Source organism: Gemmatimonas sp., assembly GCF_046594945.1.
GTDB lineage: Bacteria > Gemmatimonadota > Gemmatimonadetes > Gemmatimonadales > Gemmatimonadaceae > Gemmatimonas.
This window is the reverse complement of record NZ_JBKJRB010000010.1, coordinates 22795-37181: the sequence shown is the minus strand read 5'-3', so window position 1 is coordinate 37181 and position 14387 is coordinate 22795. Positions and strand designations below refer to the sequence as shown.

General features: G+C 65.0%; 10 protein-coding genes, 1 tRNA gene and 2 pseudogenes. 9 read left to right on the top strand and 4 right to left on the bottom strand.

What is annotated here, in order from left to right; translation table 11 throughout:
* Nucleotides 1–31: 31 nt before the first annotated feature.
* Nucleotides 32–1552, top strand: a complete 1521-nt coding sequence (locus tag ACLL97_RS01400) for a trypsin-like peptidase domain-containing protein (RefSeq protein WP_411278682.1) — start codon at nucleotides 32–34, stop codon at nucleotides 1550–1552.
* Nucleotides 1553–1626: 74 nt separating this feature from the next.
* Here ACLL97_RS01400 and ACLL97_RS01395 read toward each other — a convergent pair whose 3' ends face one another.
* Nucleotides 1627–2628 carry an alpha/beta fold hydrolase gene (locus ACLL97_RS01395; RefSeq protein ID WP_411278681.1) on the bottom strand — a complete coding sequence of 334 codons (1002 nt, stop codon included), beginning with the start codon at nucleotides 2626–2628 and terminating at the stop codon, nucleotides 1627–1629.
* A gap of 95 nt (nucleotides 2629–2723) precedes the next feature.
* Here ACLL97_RS01395 and ACLL97_RS01390 point away from each other — a divergent pair.
* The 4 genes and pseudogenes from ACLL97_RS01390 (at nucleotide 2724) to ACLL97_RS01375 (ending at nucleotide 4407) form a co-directional block, all read left to right on the top strand.
* Nucleotides 2724–2805: transfer RNA gene (locus tag ACLL97_RS01390), tRNA-Leu, on the top strand.
* 214 nt (nucleotides 2806–3019) lie between these two features.
* Nucleotides 3020–3352: a hypothetical protein gene (locus ACLL97_RS01385; RefSeq protein ID WP_411278680.1), complete on the top strand. Its 333-nt coding sequence runs from the start codon at nucleotides 3020–3022 to the stop codon at nucleotides 3350–3352.
* Nucleotides 3353–3403: 51 nt separating this feature from the next.
* Nucleotides 3404–3814, top strand: coding sequence for a HipA N-terminal domain-containing protein (locus ACLL97_RS01380; RefSeq protein ID WP_411278679.1), 411 nt, complete (start codon nucleotides 3404–3406; stop codon nucleotides 3812–3814).
* Nucleotides 3811–4407 (top strand): annotated as a pseudogene (locus tag ACLL97_RS01375) (type II toxin-antitoxin system HipA family toxin). The gene ACLL97_RS01380 and the pseudogene ACLL97_RS01375 overlap by 4 nt, the downstream one beginning before the upstream one ends.
* 404 nt (nucleotides 4408–4811) lie before the next feature.
* On the opposite strand, the pseudogene ACLL97_RS01370 reads toward ACLL97_RS01375, so the two are convergent.
* From ACLL97_RS01370 to ACLL97_RS01360, 3 genes and pseudogenes are all read right to left on the bottom strand, one after another.
* Nucleotides 4812–5132: pseudogene (locus ACLL97_RS01370) on the bottom strand (transposase); the annotation flags it as partial.
* A gap of 206 nt (nucleotides 5133–5338) precedes the next feature.
* Entirely contained in the window at nucleotides 5339–5524 is a 186-nt protein-coding gene (locus tag ACLL97_RS01365) for an AbiEi antitoxin N-terminal domain-containing protein (RefSeq protein ID WP_411278742.1), read from the bottom strand.
* Between the two features lie 202 nt (nucleotides 5525–5726).
* Nucleotides 5727–7955, bottom strand: coding sequence for a protein kinase domain-containing protein (locus tag ACLL97_RS01360; protein WP_411278678.1), 2229 nt, complete (start codon nucleotides 7953–7955; stop codon nucleotides 5727–5729).
* Nucleotides 7956–8191: 236 nt separating this feature from the next.
* On the opposite strand from ACLL97_RS01360, the gene ACLL97_RS01355 reads away from it, so the two are divergent.
* The 4 genes from ACLL97_RS01355 to ACLL97_RS01340 all read left to right on the top strand — a co-directional run bounded on the left by ACLL97_RS01355 (nucleotide 8192) and on the right by ACLL97_RS01340 (nucleotide 14296).
* On the top strand, nucleotides 8192–11014 hold the full coding sequence (locus tag ACLL97_RS01355) for a protein kinase domain-containing protein (RefSeq protein WP_411278677.1): 2823 nt from the start codon (nucleotides 8192–8194) through the stop codon (nucleotides 11012–11014).
* A gap of 717 nt (nucleotides 11015–11731) precedes the next feature.
* Nucleotides 11732–12610 (top strand): PEP-CTERM sorting domain-containing protein, encoded by an 879-nt coding sequence (locus tag ACLL97_RS01350; RefSeq protein WP_411278676.1) that lies wholly within the window; start codon nucleotides 11732–11734, stop codon nucleotides 12608–12610.
* Nucleotides 12611–12954: 344 nt separating this feature from the next.
* On the top strand, nucleotides 12955–13476 hold the full coding sequence (locus ACLL97_RS01345; protein WP_411278675.1) for an OsmC family protein: 522 nt from the start codon (nucleotides 12955–12957) through the stop codon (nucleotides 13474–13476).
* A gap of 1 nt (nucleotide 13477) precedes the next feature.
* A complete protein-coding gene (locus ACLL97_RS01340) occupies nucleotides 13478–14296 on the top strand; it encodes a class I SAM-dependent methyltransferase (RefSeq protein WP_411278674.1) in 819 nt (272 codons plus the stop codon).
* The last annotated feature ends 91 nt before the right edge of the window (nucleotides 14297–14387 follow it).

The following is a 14387-nucleotide window of genomic DNA, read 5'->3' as shown; positions in this document are numbered from 1 at the left end:
AGCTCGTACCGCATTCAACGGGTTCAGACACATGGCTTCTCGTTTCTCCCGATTCCGCTTCGCCGCCGCCGCGGCGGTGAGCTTTTCCGCCGGCGTCCTCTTCGCGTCCGGCATGGACTGGACGAAGATCAGCTGGGCGCAGGGTGGCACAACCTCGCGCTCGGCCTCCGTGCGCGGCCCCATGGCCCCCGAAGGAAGCTCGTTCGCCGACATTGCCGAACGGGTCACGCCGGGCGTCGTGGCGGTGAACACCACCCGCACTGCCCGCCCCCGTCCGCAAGCTCGCGGCCGCGCACCGCAGGGCATGGAAGACTTTCTCGAGCAGTTCGGACCGCAGCAGCCACGGCAGCAGCGCGGCGAAGGCTCAGGATTTATCGTGACGCCGGACGGATATATCGTCACGAACAACCACGTGGTGGCCGACGCTGACCAGGTGTCGATCACGCTCAGCGATGGTCGGACCTTCAAGGCGAAGGTGATCGGCACCGACTCCACCACCGACGTGGCGGTCGTGAAGATCGACGCCAAGGGCCTGCCCACGCTCGCCATCGGCAACGACGAAACCACGCGCATCGGTGACTGGGTGCTCGCGGTGGGAAATCCGCTGGGTCTCGACTTTACCGTTACTGCCGGTATCATCTCGGCCAAGGGACGTGGCTCGGAAATCCAGCTGCCAAACGCCGGCAACTTCACGATCTCCGACTTCATTCAAACGGATGCCGCGATCAACCCCGGCAACTCTGGCGGGCCGCTCATCAACCTGCGCGGCGAAGTGATCGGTTTGAACAGTGCCATCGCCAGCCAGACCGGTTTCTACTCGGGGTACGGCTTCGCGATTCCGATCACGCTGGTGAAGTCCGTGACCGATGACCTGATCAAGGAAGGGCGCGTGCGCCTGCCCGTGATGGGTGTGTCAGTTGGGAGCATCGATCCGGAAGACGCCGGCATCAACGGTCTCGCCCGGGTGGCGGGTGTGAAGGTACGGGGCTTTAATCCGGCAGACGGTGGCCCGGCCAAGAGTGCCGGCATCGAAGTCGGTGACATCATCATTACGGTAGACGGCAAGCCGGTGGATCGCGTGGGCTCACTGCAGCGTGTGGTGCGTTCACGACGCGTGGGTGACCTCGTGCCGGTGGAAGTGATGCGCTTCGGCACCAAGAAGAGCTACAAGGTGAAGCTGGTGGAAGCCGACGTGATCAGCCGCGTGGCGACGTCGCCGGAGGTGGGTCCGACGACCGTACCGGCCGCAGGAAAGCTTGGCATCACGCTGGAAGCCGTGCCAACCGAAGTCGCCGTGCGAATGAAGCTCGAAGGTCGTGGCGTACGCGTTACTGGAGTGACTGAAGACGGCCCGGCGCGCGACAAGCTCGCCCCGGGAAGTGACATCGTGCTCGAAGTGCTCTACCCGACCCCGCGTCGTGCCGTAAAGACAGTGAACGATTTGCAGGGTGTGCTGTCGGGTCTTAAGGACGGAGATTACGTGAGTCTGCTGGTGCGCAACATGGATCCGCGAGTAGGTGAGCGCGTGGTAAACATTCGCGTGGGCGGCTGATCGCGCAGGGACATCTCAACGGCGCGAAACGAACGGGCGGCATCGCAGTGCGATGCCGCCCGTTTTAGTTTTGGTTACTTTCGAAGAAAGGCTTCGACGGCGGGCCAGACGAGCTCAGGGCGTTCGGCGTACGCGAAATGCGCCGCCCGAGGCACCTTGACCAGTCTGGCGAGTGGCAGCGCGGCAACCCATTCCTCGACCAGATCCATCGGAATCGCCTCCTGCTCTCCGTGAATGATGAGTGTCGGCACACGGAGGGTGCGCAGCTGAGCGCGGATATCCCAGTCGCCGTACGAGCCCATCACCACCCGATTCGTGGTCGAGAGTCCGTATTGAATGCCGCGTGCATCACTGGCGCACAAGTCGGAGCGAATCAACGGCAACGTGCGCGCCGGCTCCGCGAGACGCGGTACCATGGCCGCCCGCCAATAGTCGCGACAAGCGGCACGCACCGAGTCGCCGGCAGTGGCGCTCTGCAACCGTCGGCTCGCACTCGACAGCTCACGTTGCCCAGCGCTATCCATGCGCGACGCCGAGTTCTCGGCAAAGCGACGCCAGAAATCGCCGCGACGTGGCGGCACGGGCCCCATGAGGATCATTCGACGAACATGATCCGGGTGGGCGATCGCATAAGTCGCCGCGAGCAGCGGACCATACGAGTGCGCGATCAACGTGACCCGATCGAGGCGAAAATGCGTGCGAATCGCATCGAGGTCTGCGATCTGCTGCGTGGCGTTCAGTCGCGCGGTGTCAGCGGGTAGCGTAGAGCGTCCAGTCCCACGCTGATCGTAGAAGATCACCGTATGCTTCGCGTTCAACGGCGTGAAGTCACCGGCAATGCTTTCCAGATCCACCCCCGGCCCGCCGTGAATCGCCACCAGCGTATCGGCACGACCACCCACGATTCGATAGAACAAGCGGGCGCCGTCGGCGGTCGTCACGTAGCCTTCGCGGGCCCGTTGCCCCGTTGGGCGCGGCTGCGCTTCTGCTGGGGTCGTGACCGCAGGCATCGAGGCGGCGACGATGAGCGCGGCCGCGCGGAGACGGACGGAGCACGGGCGAGCGAGTCTGGGCATACGGCGAAGCTACGCGTACCTTGACGGCTCGGCCAACCCAGCGCGGAGCCGCTACATCCGATCGCGGCCGGGTATTACTTTGCGTCCAGAGGTTGGCGGACGTGGCGAAATTGGTAGACGCACCAGCCTTAGGAGCTGGCGGGTAACACCATCCCGGTTCGAGTCCGGGCGTTCGCATGTGAGATGGAAAACCGATGATTGTGCGCGCCCCGCCGGCAGTTCGCTCGCGGGGCGTCGTTGTCTCATACTTCTGAAATTTGACCGGCTCGAAGCCGCACCTCGGGCGGGCCCCGGCCGCCATGAGGGAACACTCGCAACACACACAAACGGCTGTTAGGTTATCTTGGTAATACATTAAAGCTGTTTTGCGTTTTCTACAGCAAACATTCGTATGCCTACGCCAACGGCACCTGTCCCCTCAGAGGTCAAGCGCGCCCTCGAACGCCTCGGCGCCGATGTCAGTGAGGCCCGGCGCCGCCGCCGACTTCCCATGGAAGTGGTGGCCGATCGCGCGCTGACCACTCGGCAAACGGTGGCCCGGCTCGAGCGCGGCGACCCACGGGTGGCGATGGGGACGTGGGCCAGCGTGCTCTTCGCCCTCGGGCTCGCGAACCGCTTGGGAGAGCTGGCCGCGCCGGCCGGCGACCGCGAGGGGCTGGCGCTGGAGGCCGAGCGCTTGCCCAAACGCGTCCGGCTGCCTCGGACAGAACGGGGGAATCCATGAGCGCCCCGACCGCCTGCGTGTACATCGACACTACCGGGTCGCCGCGTCTGGTTGGGCGCCTGTTCGTCACCGCGCATCGCGCATCGCGAGACCGCAGCGTTTCAGTACGACGACGCATGGATTGCGAGCGACCACAGCTTTGCCCTCGAACCAGCGCTGACCGTATCACGTGCGCCGCACTACGCGGGCGAAGCTCGCCGCATGTTCGGCGCGCTCGGTGATTCTGCGCCCGATCGCTGGGGGCAGACCCTCCTGCGCCGCGCTGAACGTCGTCAGGCCAAGGCCGAGAACCGGGCACCGCGCGCCCTGCGCGAGGTCGACTTCCTGTTTGGGGTCACGGACAGTGTCCGGCAGGGTGCGCTGCGTCTCGCGCTTTCAGAAGGCGGCCCGTTCGTTGCGCCCGAAGGTCCAGCGGGAGTGCCCCCCCCTCGTCGAGCTCCCGGCGCTGCTCGCCGCATCTGATCGATATCTGGCCGACCAGGAAACCGCCGAGGATCTGCGCCTCCTGCTCGCCCCGGGGGTCGTCGCTGGGCGGTGCCCGTCCGAAAGCGTCCGTCCGCGACGCGAGCGGCGCCCTGCTGATCGCCAAGTTTCCCAAGCGGAACGAGGACGACTACCGGGTCGTCGCGTGGGAGGCCGTGGCTCTGCAGCTCGCCCGCGAGGCCGGTCTTCGTACGACAAAGTCCCGCTTGGATCGCGTCGCCGACAACGATGTGTTGCTCGTCACCCGCTTCGACCGCCAGGTGACCGACCACGCTGTGCGTCGCATTCCATACCTCTCCGCCATGAGCATGCTCGGCGCAGTGGACGGGTAGAGGCGGAGCTACCCGGAGATTGCGGATGCGTTGCGGGCGCATGGAGCTGCTGCGGCGCAGGATCTGGCCGAACTGTGGCGGCGCATCGTGTTCTCGGTGCTCATCTCCAACACCGATGACCATTTGCGCAATCACGGCTTCCTGTACGTGGGCGCCGTGGGCTGGAGACTGTCGCCGGTGTTCGACGTGAACCCTGTGCCATCGGACATCAAGGACCGCGACCAATGGGTTTACCACTAGACGTCGCCGCTCATTCAGTTGGTGTCGGAGCATCTGTACAGACCGCAGAGCCTCTTCGACGAGCGCTTCGCGCGCGAGTACGGCTCCGGTCACGTTAACATCCGTCGAGCCGAGTCGTTCATGTAGGCCGCTAGCCCGAATTTCTCACCAGTGCGTGAGATCAGGCGGTCACGGCGCGCGCGAGGGGGTTGAGGATCTTGTTCGGTGAAAATGGCGAGTGTTTGGCCTTCACGGTGACCTGATCGGACGGCAGTGGCGCTGGCAGCGCGTCTGCGCGCGGGTTTTTCGAGGGGTATGCTGGTGACGGGGTCGCGCCGCGGCCCCGCGTCGGGGATGGGCATGATACGCGGTGCGGATTCAGCGCACGATTTCGCTCGCGTTGGACATCGATGCATCTGCGTGCACCTGCGCGAAGAGCCCGCGTGCGGGCACCCATTCGCGAGCGCGAGCCACACGTTGCGCACGGTGACGCGGATCCGCGCCCCGACTTTCAGCAGCGTCAGACGGATCGTGGTGCACTGCGCCTTGGCGAGCGCCGTGCCCGCGAGGCCGAGCCGCCGCAGGGCCGCGAGCAGCACGTACGCGACGGTTGAGCAGTAGAGTCGCAGTTGATGCGCGCGGAAGGTGGCCGCACTCGTGCGATCCGCAAAGAGGCCCAGCTGTTGTTCCTTGATCCGATGCTCCAGCTCGCCACGCGCGCCGTACACGACTTCGTAGAGCGTGCGCAGCACGGCCCCGCCGTCGGAGGTCAGCGCGCCGCCGTCAACCCGCGCCACCACCTGACGCCCCGCGACCCCGTGAAACGTCAACGGTTCGGTCGTACACGCTGTGGACATTACGGCCGTCTCCGGGTTGCGCGTAAGGTGTTCTCGACAAACCCTTTCTGCCACGCGAAGCGGCCGTGATGCAATACCCTCGTGAGAAATTCGGGCTAGTGTTGTCCATACAGCGGAAGGAGCGGGCGCTGGGCGACGTAGTGACGAACGCCGTGCCACTCAAGCGCAGACTTGCCGCCAACGTGCAGGCCCTCGTGCATTGCCTCCAGTGCCTTCAGACTCGGATAGAGCTTGAGTCCATCGTCTGGTCGGCTGCAGACCCCCCGCGCGAGCCTGAGCAGCCACCCTCGCCAGGACAGAGTGCACCGCCAAGTTGTTCGATGCGCCCCTGACGGGGTGAGCCGGCCGAAGAGTCGCGTACAACAGTTTTAGCTTTGTTGGCGCTCTCGTCGCCATGGTACGACCGTATGGCTTTTTTCAAAGAACGCAACGATTTGAGAAACGTACGAATCCAGTAGCAAAACTACCAAAGTCAGGTGTTCCTCAAATGAGGCGACTCGAACTCGCGAGCAGCGCCTGGTACTCCGCATCAGCGACGAGAGGCCCCAGAAACCCGCCGCCCGAGGCCAGGTCATGCGGGTTGATGAAGCCACGCTTCATCGCAGCGCGCAGCGCGCGAAGCGCCTCTCGCTTGCGGCCGAGCAGCGCCCAGCCATCCGCCATGAACCTGAGCAGCCACTCGTTGGAAATCGAACCCTCCATCTCCTCGGTCCCAACCCGGAGCGCTCCCGCCTCGTCTCCTTCGAGCGCGCAGCGCAAGAACGTCGCGAACGCGCCGCGCAAGTCGTCGGCGCCCGCGGCCACCAAGTCGAGAATCCTGGCCGCCTCGATGCGTCGACCGGAGATCGCGATCCACCACGCAGCGCTGATCTGGATCCAGGAGTTGTCGGGCGCGAGCTCGATCGCGCGGTGAGCCGGCGCCGCGGCCTCCTCACGTGGGCCGTGCGTCCCGAGGTACATGGCCAGGATCAAATGGGTCTGCGGAGTCAATGGATCGATGCTCACCAGCCGATCGACGACCTGCTTCGCGCCCGCTGCGCCCGTCGCGAGCGAATAGCGTGCAGTCTCCACCAGCATGTTGGCGTCGCCGGGCTGGAGTTCACACGCGCGGCGCAGATCGACGAGGCCGAGCTCGGGTTGTCCACGGGTGCCGGCTACGAGCCCGCGCACAAAGATCGCGAGCGGGCAGTCCGCATCGATCGCGAGCGCCTCCCCCACCAGCCGCTCCGCGCGGTCGAGCGCCCCGTCCGTCGCCGCAAGGGGAACGTTCACCAGGTTCCACGCGAGCTGTCCCTTCATCGCCAGCAGCAGGGGGGCACGCCCGACGATCGCGATCGCTTCATCCACCAGCCGCACGGCGTGGATCTGCGCATCGGGCGTCCAGTTGTACATGAGCCGTGAGGCGCGGAGATAGCAGTCGTACGCGATCGGGTCCGCGATCGGCCGCTCACCCACGCGTCGCGCCTCCGAGTTCGTAAGCGTGAGCCGGAGCGCGGCGACGATCTGCCGGGAGATGTCTTCCTGAAACCCGAACACGTCCTCCATCGAGCCGGAGAACTTCTCGCTCCACATCGGAGTGTCGACCTGTGCATCCACCAGCTCCGCGGTGATCCGGAGCGACGGCCCCGCCCGGCGGACGGTGCCCGTCACCACATACCCGACCCCGAGCTCCCGGGCGAGCGTGCGCGTGTCCTTGGTCGTTCCCTTCAACGTCATCGCCGAGTTACGCGAGATGACTCGCAGGGCTGACACCCGGGAGAGATCTGAGGTGACCTCGTCCGTGAGCCCGTCGCTGAAATACTCCGTGTCCGGATCGGGGCTCCGGTTCGCGAACGGCAGCACCACGAGCATGGGGACGGTTGGCGCCAGCGGCGTGGGCTTCACGTCGCGCCGCGCGAGCCCCGCGCTGAAGAGCGCGGCGCTCGCGAAGCGGCGGTCCGCATCCTTGGCCAGCGCGGTCGTCACCACGTCGTCGAGCGCCGCCGATACTTCGTGCCGGAGCGCCCGCACCGAGGGGACCGGCTCGGTCGCTTGGTGCGCGAGGACCTGCAGCGCCGTGCGTCCGGCGTAGGGTGGTGCGCCGATGAGCATCTCGAAGAGCACACATCCCAGACTGTAGATGTCCGCCCGGTGGTCAACGTCGGTGTCACCCATGACCTGCTCCGGACTCATATACCCGATGGTCCCGAGCGACGCGCCGGTTTCGGTCAGGCGTGTGCTATGCGAATCCGGCGTCCGCGCGATGCCGAAATCCGCCACCAGCGCCTGACCACGCGAGAGCAGGATGTTCGAAGGCTTGATGTCGCGGTGGATGATTCCCTGCTCGTGCGCTACGTCCAGCGCGTCGGCCACGTCGGCAGCGATCCGGATTGCGTCCGCGATCGGCAGCCGCCCCTCGCGATCGATCCGTTCCCTGAGCGTCTCACCATCAACGAACGGCATCGTGTAAAAGAGGAGCGTGTCCGCGACGCCCGAGTCATGGAGCGGCAGGATGTGCGGATGCTGCAGGTTCGCGGTGGTCCGAATCTCGGCCAGGAACCGCTCGGCGCCGAGCACCATCCCCAGCTCGGGCTTGAGCACCTTCAGCGCCACCTGCCGATCGTGCCGGAGGTCCCGCGCGAGGTAGACGGTCGCCATTCCGCCGACGCCGAGCGGCCGCTCGATGCGGTATCGGCCCTCGAGGGCGGCGTTGAGACGCTGGGCCAAGTCCATATGTGTCGATGATGAAGGTCACGGGTAAGGCGGACCTGTCTCGGCTCCCGCAGTACATCAACCTACCGCTAGCTGGCGCATGACACCCGACCGATCTGCGTCGGCGATGGGCCCCTTCGTCGCGCGCGCGCCTACGCTAAACGTGCACGTCAAAACGTGATCGCGATATATCTGCGCTGCAGCACGAGTCGGGCCATCCCCTCGCGGCTGCGCGGTGCGACGCGCACATTGCTGACATGACGCCACGCCCTGAGCTGACGGCCGCCCTCGGCGAGCGATATGTCCTGATGCGGGAAGTAGGCGTCGGTGGCATGGCCAACGTGTATCTCGCCAAGGATACGCGCCACCATCGCCAAGTGGCCGTAAAGGTGCTTCGCGCCGAACTCGCGTCGAGCCTCGGCGCCGACCGGTTCCTGCGGGAGATTACCATCGCCGCCGGACTGCAGCACCCGAACATTCTGCCGCTCTTCGATTCCGGCGGCAGCGGCGACGTGTTGTACTACGTCATGCCCTTCGTGGATGGCGAGTCGCTGCGCGATCGGCTGACGCGAGGCGGTGCCCTGCCCGTCGACGACGCCATACGCTTCTTACGTGACGTGGCCGACGCCTTGGCTCACGCGCACCGACGCGGCCTGATTCATCGCGACATCAAGCCGGAGAACATCATGCTGGCCGACGGTCACGCCCTGGTGACCGACTTCGGCATTGCGAAGGCCGTGAGTGATGCGGCGCCGGATGCGGCGCTCACCGCTACCGGACTCGCCATGGGCACGCCGGCGTACATGGCGCCCGAGCAGGCGATGGCGGATGCGGGACTCGATCATCGCGTGGACCTCTATGCCTTCGGCGTGATGGCGTACGAGATGCTCGCAGGGCACGCACCGTTCAGCGGGTCCAGCGCCCAGCAGATCGTCGCCGCGCACCTTACGCGAACGCCGGAAGCGATCGCCGCGGTGCGACCCAACGTGCCCGCCGCTCTGGCGCAGCTGGTCATGCGGTGCCTCGAGAAGTCACCGGCGGATCGCGTCCAGAGCGCCGATGAGATTCTGCGCATCATCGACAGCATGAGCGCGGGATCTACGGGGACAGTCGCCGCATCAGCTGGCTCGGCGACGAACGCGTCGACGCGCGCTCGTCGCGGGCTGCGTTTCGCTGCCGGCATCGCACTCGTCGCTACGGCTGTCGGCGCCACGATCTACACCAAGGTCGGACGCGCCGGCACCCTCATCGGGAACAATGCACTGGCGGAGCATGACATCGTGCTGGTGGCGGAGTTCCAGAATCGCACCACGGACTCCACCCTCTCCGCCACCGTCACCGACGCCGTGCGCACCGAACTGCAGCAGTCGCGAGCCGTAGAAGTCATGAGCCAGCAAGCCACATGGGCGGCACTCACGCGCATGGAGCTCGCACGCGGCACGGCGCTGCCGGAAAACGCCGTACGCGAGCTGGCCGAACGTGAAGGGGCGAAGGCGTACATCGTGGGCGACGTGGCACGTCTCGGAGGCGGCTACCAAATCTCCGCGCGCGTCGTCGCCACCCGCGAAGGGAGTGAAGCGCTCACGGCGCGGGCGACGGCCGCCAGTGATGCGGAGTTGATTGGGGCCGTGGAGCAGATCGGCCGCGAGTTGCGGAGGCGCATTGGGGAATCGCTGCGCTCCGTGGCGGCCTCCACACCGCTTGCCCAGGTCACCACGGCCTCGTTGCCGGCGCTTCGCCTCTACACCACGGCCGCACGCGCGGAAACGAACGGCGAGCGCCCAAAGGCGATCGCGATGGCGACGCAGGCGATCGCGCTCGACACGGCATTTGCTTCTGCGTGGTCGCTACTGGCCGTGATCTACTCAAATATTGGGCAGGTGAGTGGCGCCACGGATGCCACCAAGCGCGCCTACGCTTTGCGCAACCGGATGTCGGATGTGCAACGGCTGTCCACGGAGGCACGCTACCATAAAATCATGGGCGACGCGCCCGCCGAAGAGGCGGCGTGGTCGAGCCTCGCCGAGTCAGGTTCGGCATCGGCGTTCTCGAACTTCGCCAACTTCCTCGCCGAGCATGGACGCGTGGCCGAGTCGGAGATCATGGCACGCCGGGCCGTCAGCGCCGATTCCACGTCGTCGATTGCGCTCTGGAATCTCGCCGAGGCGCAGGTGGCGCAGCACCGTTTCGCCGCGGCAGAATCCACCGCCGCATTGGCTCGGGCGCGCATTCCAAGCAATAACTATCGGTACTCGATCGAGCTCAGTATTCTGTTCGCGAAACGCGACTTGGATTCGTTGACGCGGTATCTGGCCTCGCCGACGGCGCCGCCGCTGGCGGTTCAGACGGAGGTAAACTGCCTGCTCGACCTCCAGCGTGGCCGTGTGCAGCGATGGCGCTCCTGTCGTTCTGGCAAGGGGCCGTTCGTACGCCAAGAGCTGATGCTGGTGCTCGCGGAGTACCGGCTAACGTCGGACAGCGTGCGGGCCCTCGCGAGCCTGCAACCGTTTCTCACCAGCGCGCTCAAGGATCGCGATGTTGACAGCTACTCGGGAGTGATCGCCGTGCTCGCCGATGTTGGCCGCGTGAGCGATGCCCGCCGCCTGCTTGACGAGTGGCGTGCGCGCGGCGGCGCAAGCGATCCATCCTTTCGCGCCGACTCGTCGCTGGCACTCGGCGCCATTGCAGCCGCTGAACAAAACTGGGAGCGTGCCGCGAGCCTGTTCCTGGCTTGGAACCGCACGCCGGCCGTGTCGGCCGCGCACTGGTACAATCGTGGATTTCCAGAAGCGGCCGAGATGATGCGCCGTGCCGGCAAACCCGATTCGGCCATCGCACTCGGTGAGCGCGCACTCGCCTCGTCGAGCACGGCGTACGGCTATTACTACGAGCCATCCTGGTACGCGCCCTTGCTCGAATCACTCGGCGACCTGCATGCGGAGCGCGGGAATCGCGCCAAGGCGGCCGAATACTATCGCGCTTATCTGCAGCTGATGAAGGACGCCGAGGCGCCGGTAACGACACAGGTGGCGGGTGTGCGCGAACGGCTCGCGAAGGTGACCGGCGAGCCGGTGCGTTAAGCAACTGGGGCTGGCGTAACGCACCAGACGGAGACGAGCCAAATCAGCGCGCCCCCGCAGGTGATATTTCGACGTCGAGCGGGAGCCGACGCCCGGTTCGGTTTTTGGCGAGTCCTTACCGGCGCACCCCAGCGGGTTTTCCGTGCACCGATACGCGCCCGCGGCGCCTGCATCATGACGTCGGCTTCGCCGTTGCCGACAAAGGTATGCCGTGCCACAGCACGTCGCATGCTCTCGTTTTCGTATAGCCTGACGCAGTAAGGTTCAGGTTGCCGAACTCCAAAGACATTCGACGCGACGCGCCGTCGCCCCGGGAAGAAGGACGCGCGCGCCGAACGGCTGCGCGCGTGGTTCGAGGCGTCGAGGTATTACGAAGACCTTTCGCGCGCTGTCCGAGAGCACCCACGGCGCCAGCCTCGCTGTGCTTGAGCCTGAGGAGCTGGCGGGGCAACCCATCCCGGTTCGAGTCCGGCCGTTCGCATGACGGAGAAGAAAATCGGCGTGCCTCGCCCGCAGCGACAATCCGCGTACGGGCGACTTCAAGACGCGTAAATGCTTGAGCACGCTTTGCACAGGCGGATGGCAGCACACCGGTCCATCTGTGTCGCTCCTGAGAACAGGGTGACTAGTGCGCCGCGATCACGCGGCAGCTACGTTTTCGCGGCACTCTCGTAAGTGAACTCGTGTCATTTCTCCAATCCCCAGAGGACGTTGCATATGACGCACCGTACTTCGCGAGTGAACGGCCCCGCCGTACTGGCGGTCGCCGTTCTCTTCGCACTACCACCGACGCTTGCACATGCGCAGGTCGTTCGATCCGACGCGGGCATCGGCACCACCAATGCAACAGCAGCGCGTGATCTGTTCCGATCCGACATCGGAGGCGGCACTGTCCCAGGCACGAACGGTTCGTTCGGCGGACTGCGCCGCGAGATCAACTGGGATGGTGTCCCCGCCTCGTCTTCAACGCCAAACAATCTCGCTGCCAACTTCTTTAACACGAACTCTCCACGCGGAGTGGTGTTCAGCACCCCTGGCACTGGCTTCCAGGTCAGCGGCGCCGTGGGTGACGTCGTTGCCGCGGTCAACTTCGGAAATATCAACCCGCAATATTCATCTGTCTTTAGTGCGTTCAGCGCGCAACGATTGTTTACACCCATCGGGAGCAACATCACCGATGTGACGTTCTTCGTCGCGGGCACAACCGCCGCCGGACTCACCAGCGGCTTCGGCTCGATCTTCAGCGATGTCGATCTTGCGAACGTGACATCCCTCCAATTCTTCGACGCTTGGAACGGCTCGCTGGGCAGCTTCATGGTGCCGAATGTTGTGGGCGCGACCGCACAACACTTCTCGTTTCTTGGTGTGTCGTTCGCAACGCCGATCATCAGTAGAGTCCGTATCACCACGGGTAATGCGGCACTGGATGCGAGTAGGTCCGATCAGAACGGCAATCTCAATGATCTGGTCGTGATGGATGATTTCCTGTACGGAGAAGTCGTCGGGACGGTCGTTCCCGAACCAGCGACGTGGGGCATGCTCGCATTCGGTTTGGGTGCGCTCGGCTTGGCCGCGCGACGTCGCCGTTTGGTCTGACGGCCTGAGGCACCCGCCGACGCCACGATCGCCCGCCGGCGGTGTCGCGTCGACGGCGGGCCTGCCGGCCCACTCCGCGCCGAAAACGCCTGCCATCCTCACGGTCGTAATCGGACGCGCGTGGCGATTACATCGCTCGCGCACTCACGCGATAATCCGTCCGTCGAAGTAGCCGCGGGATCATACCTACGGCAACGTACGAACGCCGACCGGCAACGAGTCGGCCAAGATTAGCCGATGCAGCATTGCCAAGGGCGCAAACACCGCGATGAGCCCCCACGCACGCTTTCCGCAAGAGGCTCGAGAACGCCATATTTATCGCGTCCCCCACCGGAGTGCGAAGAATGTCTGACGCTCAGCACATTAAAACGGCGTTCGAACGTGTTGCCAACGCCATCTCACGTCGCCCGTCGCTCGGCCACGGCACCGGCAAATCCGTCACGCGTGTAACGAATGGGTTGCGTTGCGAGTCCCGAGAGGGACCGTGGCAGGTCGTGACTGACATGCCCGAAAATGCCGGCGGTTCGAGTTCCGCGCCGACCCCTGGCGTATTCGGTCGCGCCGCCCTCGGCAGTTGCCTCGCGATTGGCATCACGATGTACGCCGCCAAGCTGGGCATCGCGATTGAAGCACTCGAAGTCGAGATCCAGGCGGACTATGACGACGGCGCAATATTTGGCGTGGGTGACACCCTCCCCGGCTACACCGAGGTGCGCTACGCGGTGCGGATTGACAGTAGCGCTGACGAAGACGCGATTTTGCACATGCTCGACGAGGCCGAGCGCCACAGTCCGTACCTCGATGTGTTCAGGCGCGCGCAGGTATGCCGCCGCAGCGTACAGATCAACGGCAACGCGGAGCAGTAGCATGGACCCCAGACTGCAGCGACGCGTGCAACGCTATGGATGGGACAAGGCCGCGGCGCATTACGAGACCTACTGGCGACGACAGCTTGAACCTGTGCAGTCGCAACTGCTGCGACAGACCAGTGCGCAGCGCGGGGAGTCCGTGCTCGATGTCGCCTGTGGTACCGGACTGGTCACGTTTCCTGTCGCGGAACAGGTGGGGTCGACCGGTTCGGTTCTCGGCGTCGACCTCTCCGAAGGAATGATTGCCGGTGCACGGACGATCGCCGAGAAACGCGGCATTGCGAACGCGCGGTTTGAGCGCATGGACGCCGAACTACTCGCGTTGGAAGATGCCACGTTCGATGCAGCGCTCTGTGCGTTGGGCCTCATGTACGTCCCAGATCCACGACGCGCACTCGCGGAAATGCACCGCGTCGTGAAACCTGGTGGGCGCGTGGTCGCGTCGGTGTGGGGACGACGAGTCAACTGCGGCTGGGCCGAAATCTTTTCAATCGTCGATGCACGCGTCAGCTCTGAGGTCTGTCCGATGTTCTTTCAACTCGGCAACGGTACGGCACTGCAAGACGAGTTTGCGGCCGTTGGATTTACGCACATCACGACTGAACGGATCTCGGCTCAACTGCGGTACGCCACGGCCGATGATGCATGTGGGGCCGCCTTCGACGGCGGGCCGGTAGCATTGGCGGCATCACGCTTCGACGACATCGTTCGCGCGCAGGTGCGTGAGGAATATCTGGCGTCCATCGATGCGTATCGTGATGGTACTGGCTTCGCGATACCGGGCGAGTTTGTCCTCGTCAGTGGACATCGAGCCTAACGTTTTGCCCTCGGCGCCAACCAGTGCGCATCCTAATCTTGTGCGCTTGCATCACACGATCGCGCTCTTTGCTCGGACCGAGCGCGGTCGT

Excerpts from the sequence above, each read along its gene's own strand:
- ACLL97_RS01400 (WP_411278682.1), top strand. The coding sequence starts at position 32 with ATGGCTTCTCGTTTCTCCCGATTCCGCTTCGCCGCCGCCGCGGCGGTG.
- ACLL97_RS01395 (WP_411278681.1), bottom strand. The coding sequence starts at position 2,628 with ATGCCCAGACTCGCTCGCCCGTGCTCCGTCCGTCTCCGCGCGGCCGCG.
- ACLL97_RS01385 (WP_411278680.1), top strand. The coding sequence starts at position 3,020 with ATGCCTACGCCAACGGCACCTGTCCCCTCAGAGGTCAAGCGCGCCCTC.
- ACLL97_RS01360 (WP_411278678.1), bottom strand. The coding sequence starts at position 7,955 with ATGGACTTGGCCCAGCGTCTCAACGCCGCCCTCGAGGGCCGATACCGC.
- ACLL97_RS01355 (WP_411278677.1), top strand. The coding sequence starts at position 8,192 with ATGACGCCACGCCCTGAGCTGACGGCCGCCCTCGGCGAGCGATATGTC.
- ACLL97_RS01350 (WP_411278676.1), top strand. The coding sequence starts at position 11,732 with ATGACGCACCGTACTTCGCGAGTGAACGGCCCCGCCGTACTGGCGGTC.
- ACLL97_RS01345 (WP_411278675.1), top strand. The coding sequence starts at position 12,955 with ATGTCTGACGCTCAGCACATTAAAACGGCGTTCGAACGTGTTGCCAAC.
- ACLL97_RS01340 (WP_411278674.1), top strand. The coding sequence starts at position 13,478 with ATGGACCCCAGACTGCAGCGACGCGTGCAACGCTATGGATGGGACAAG.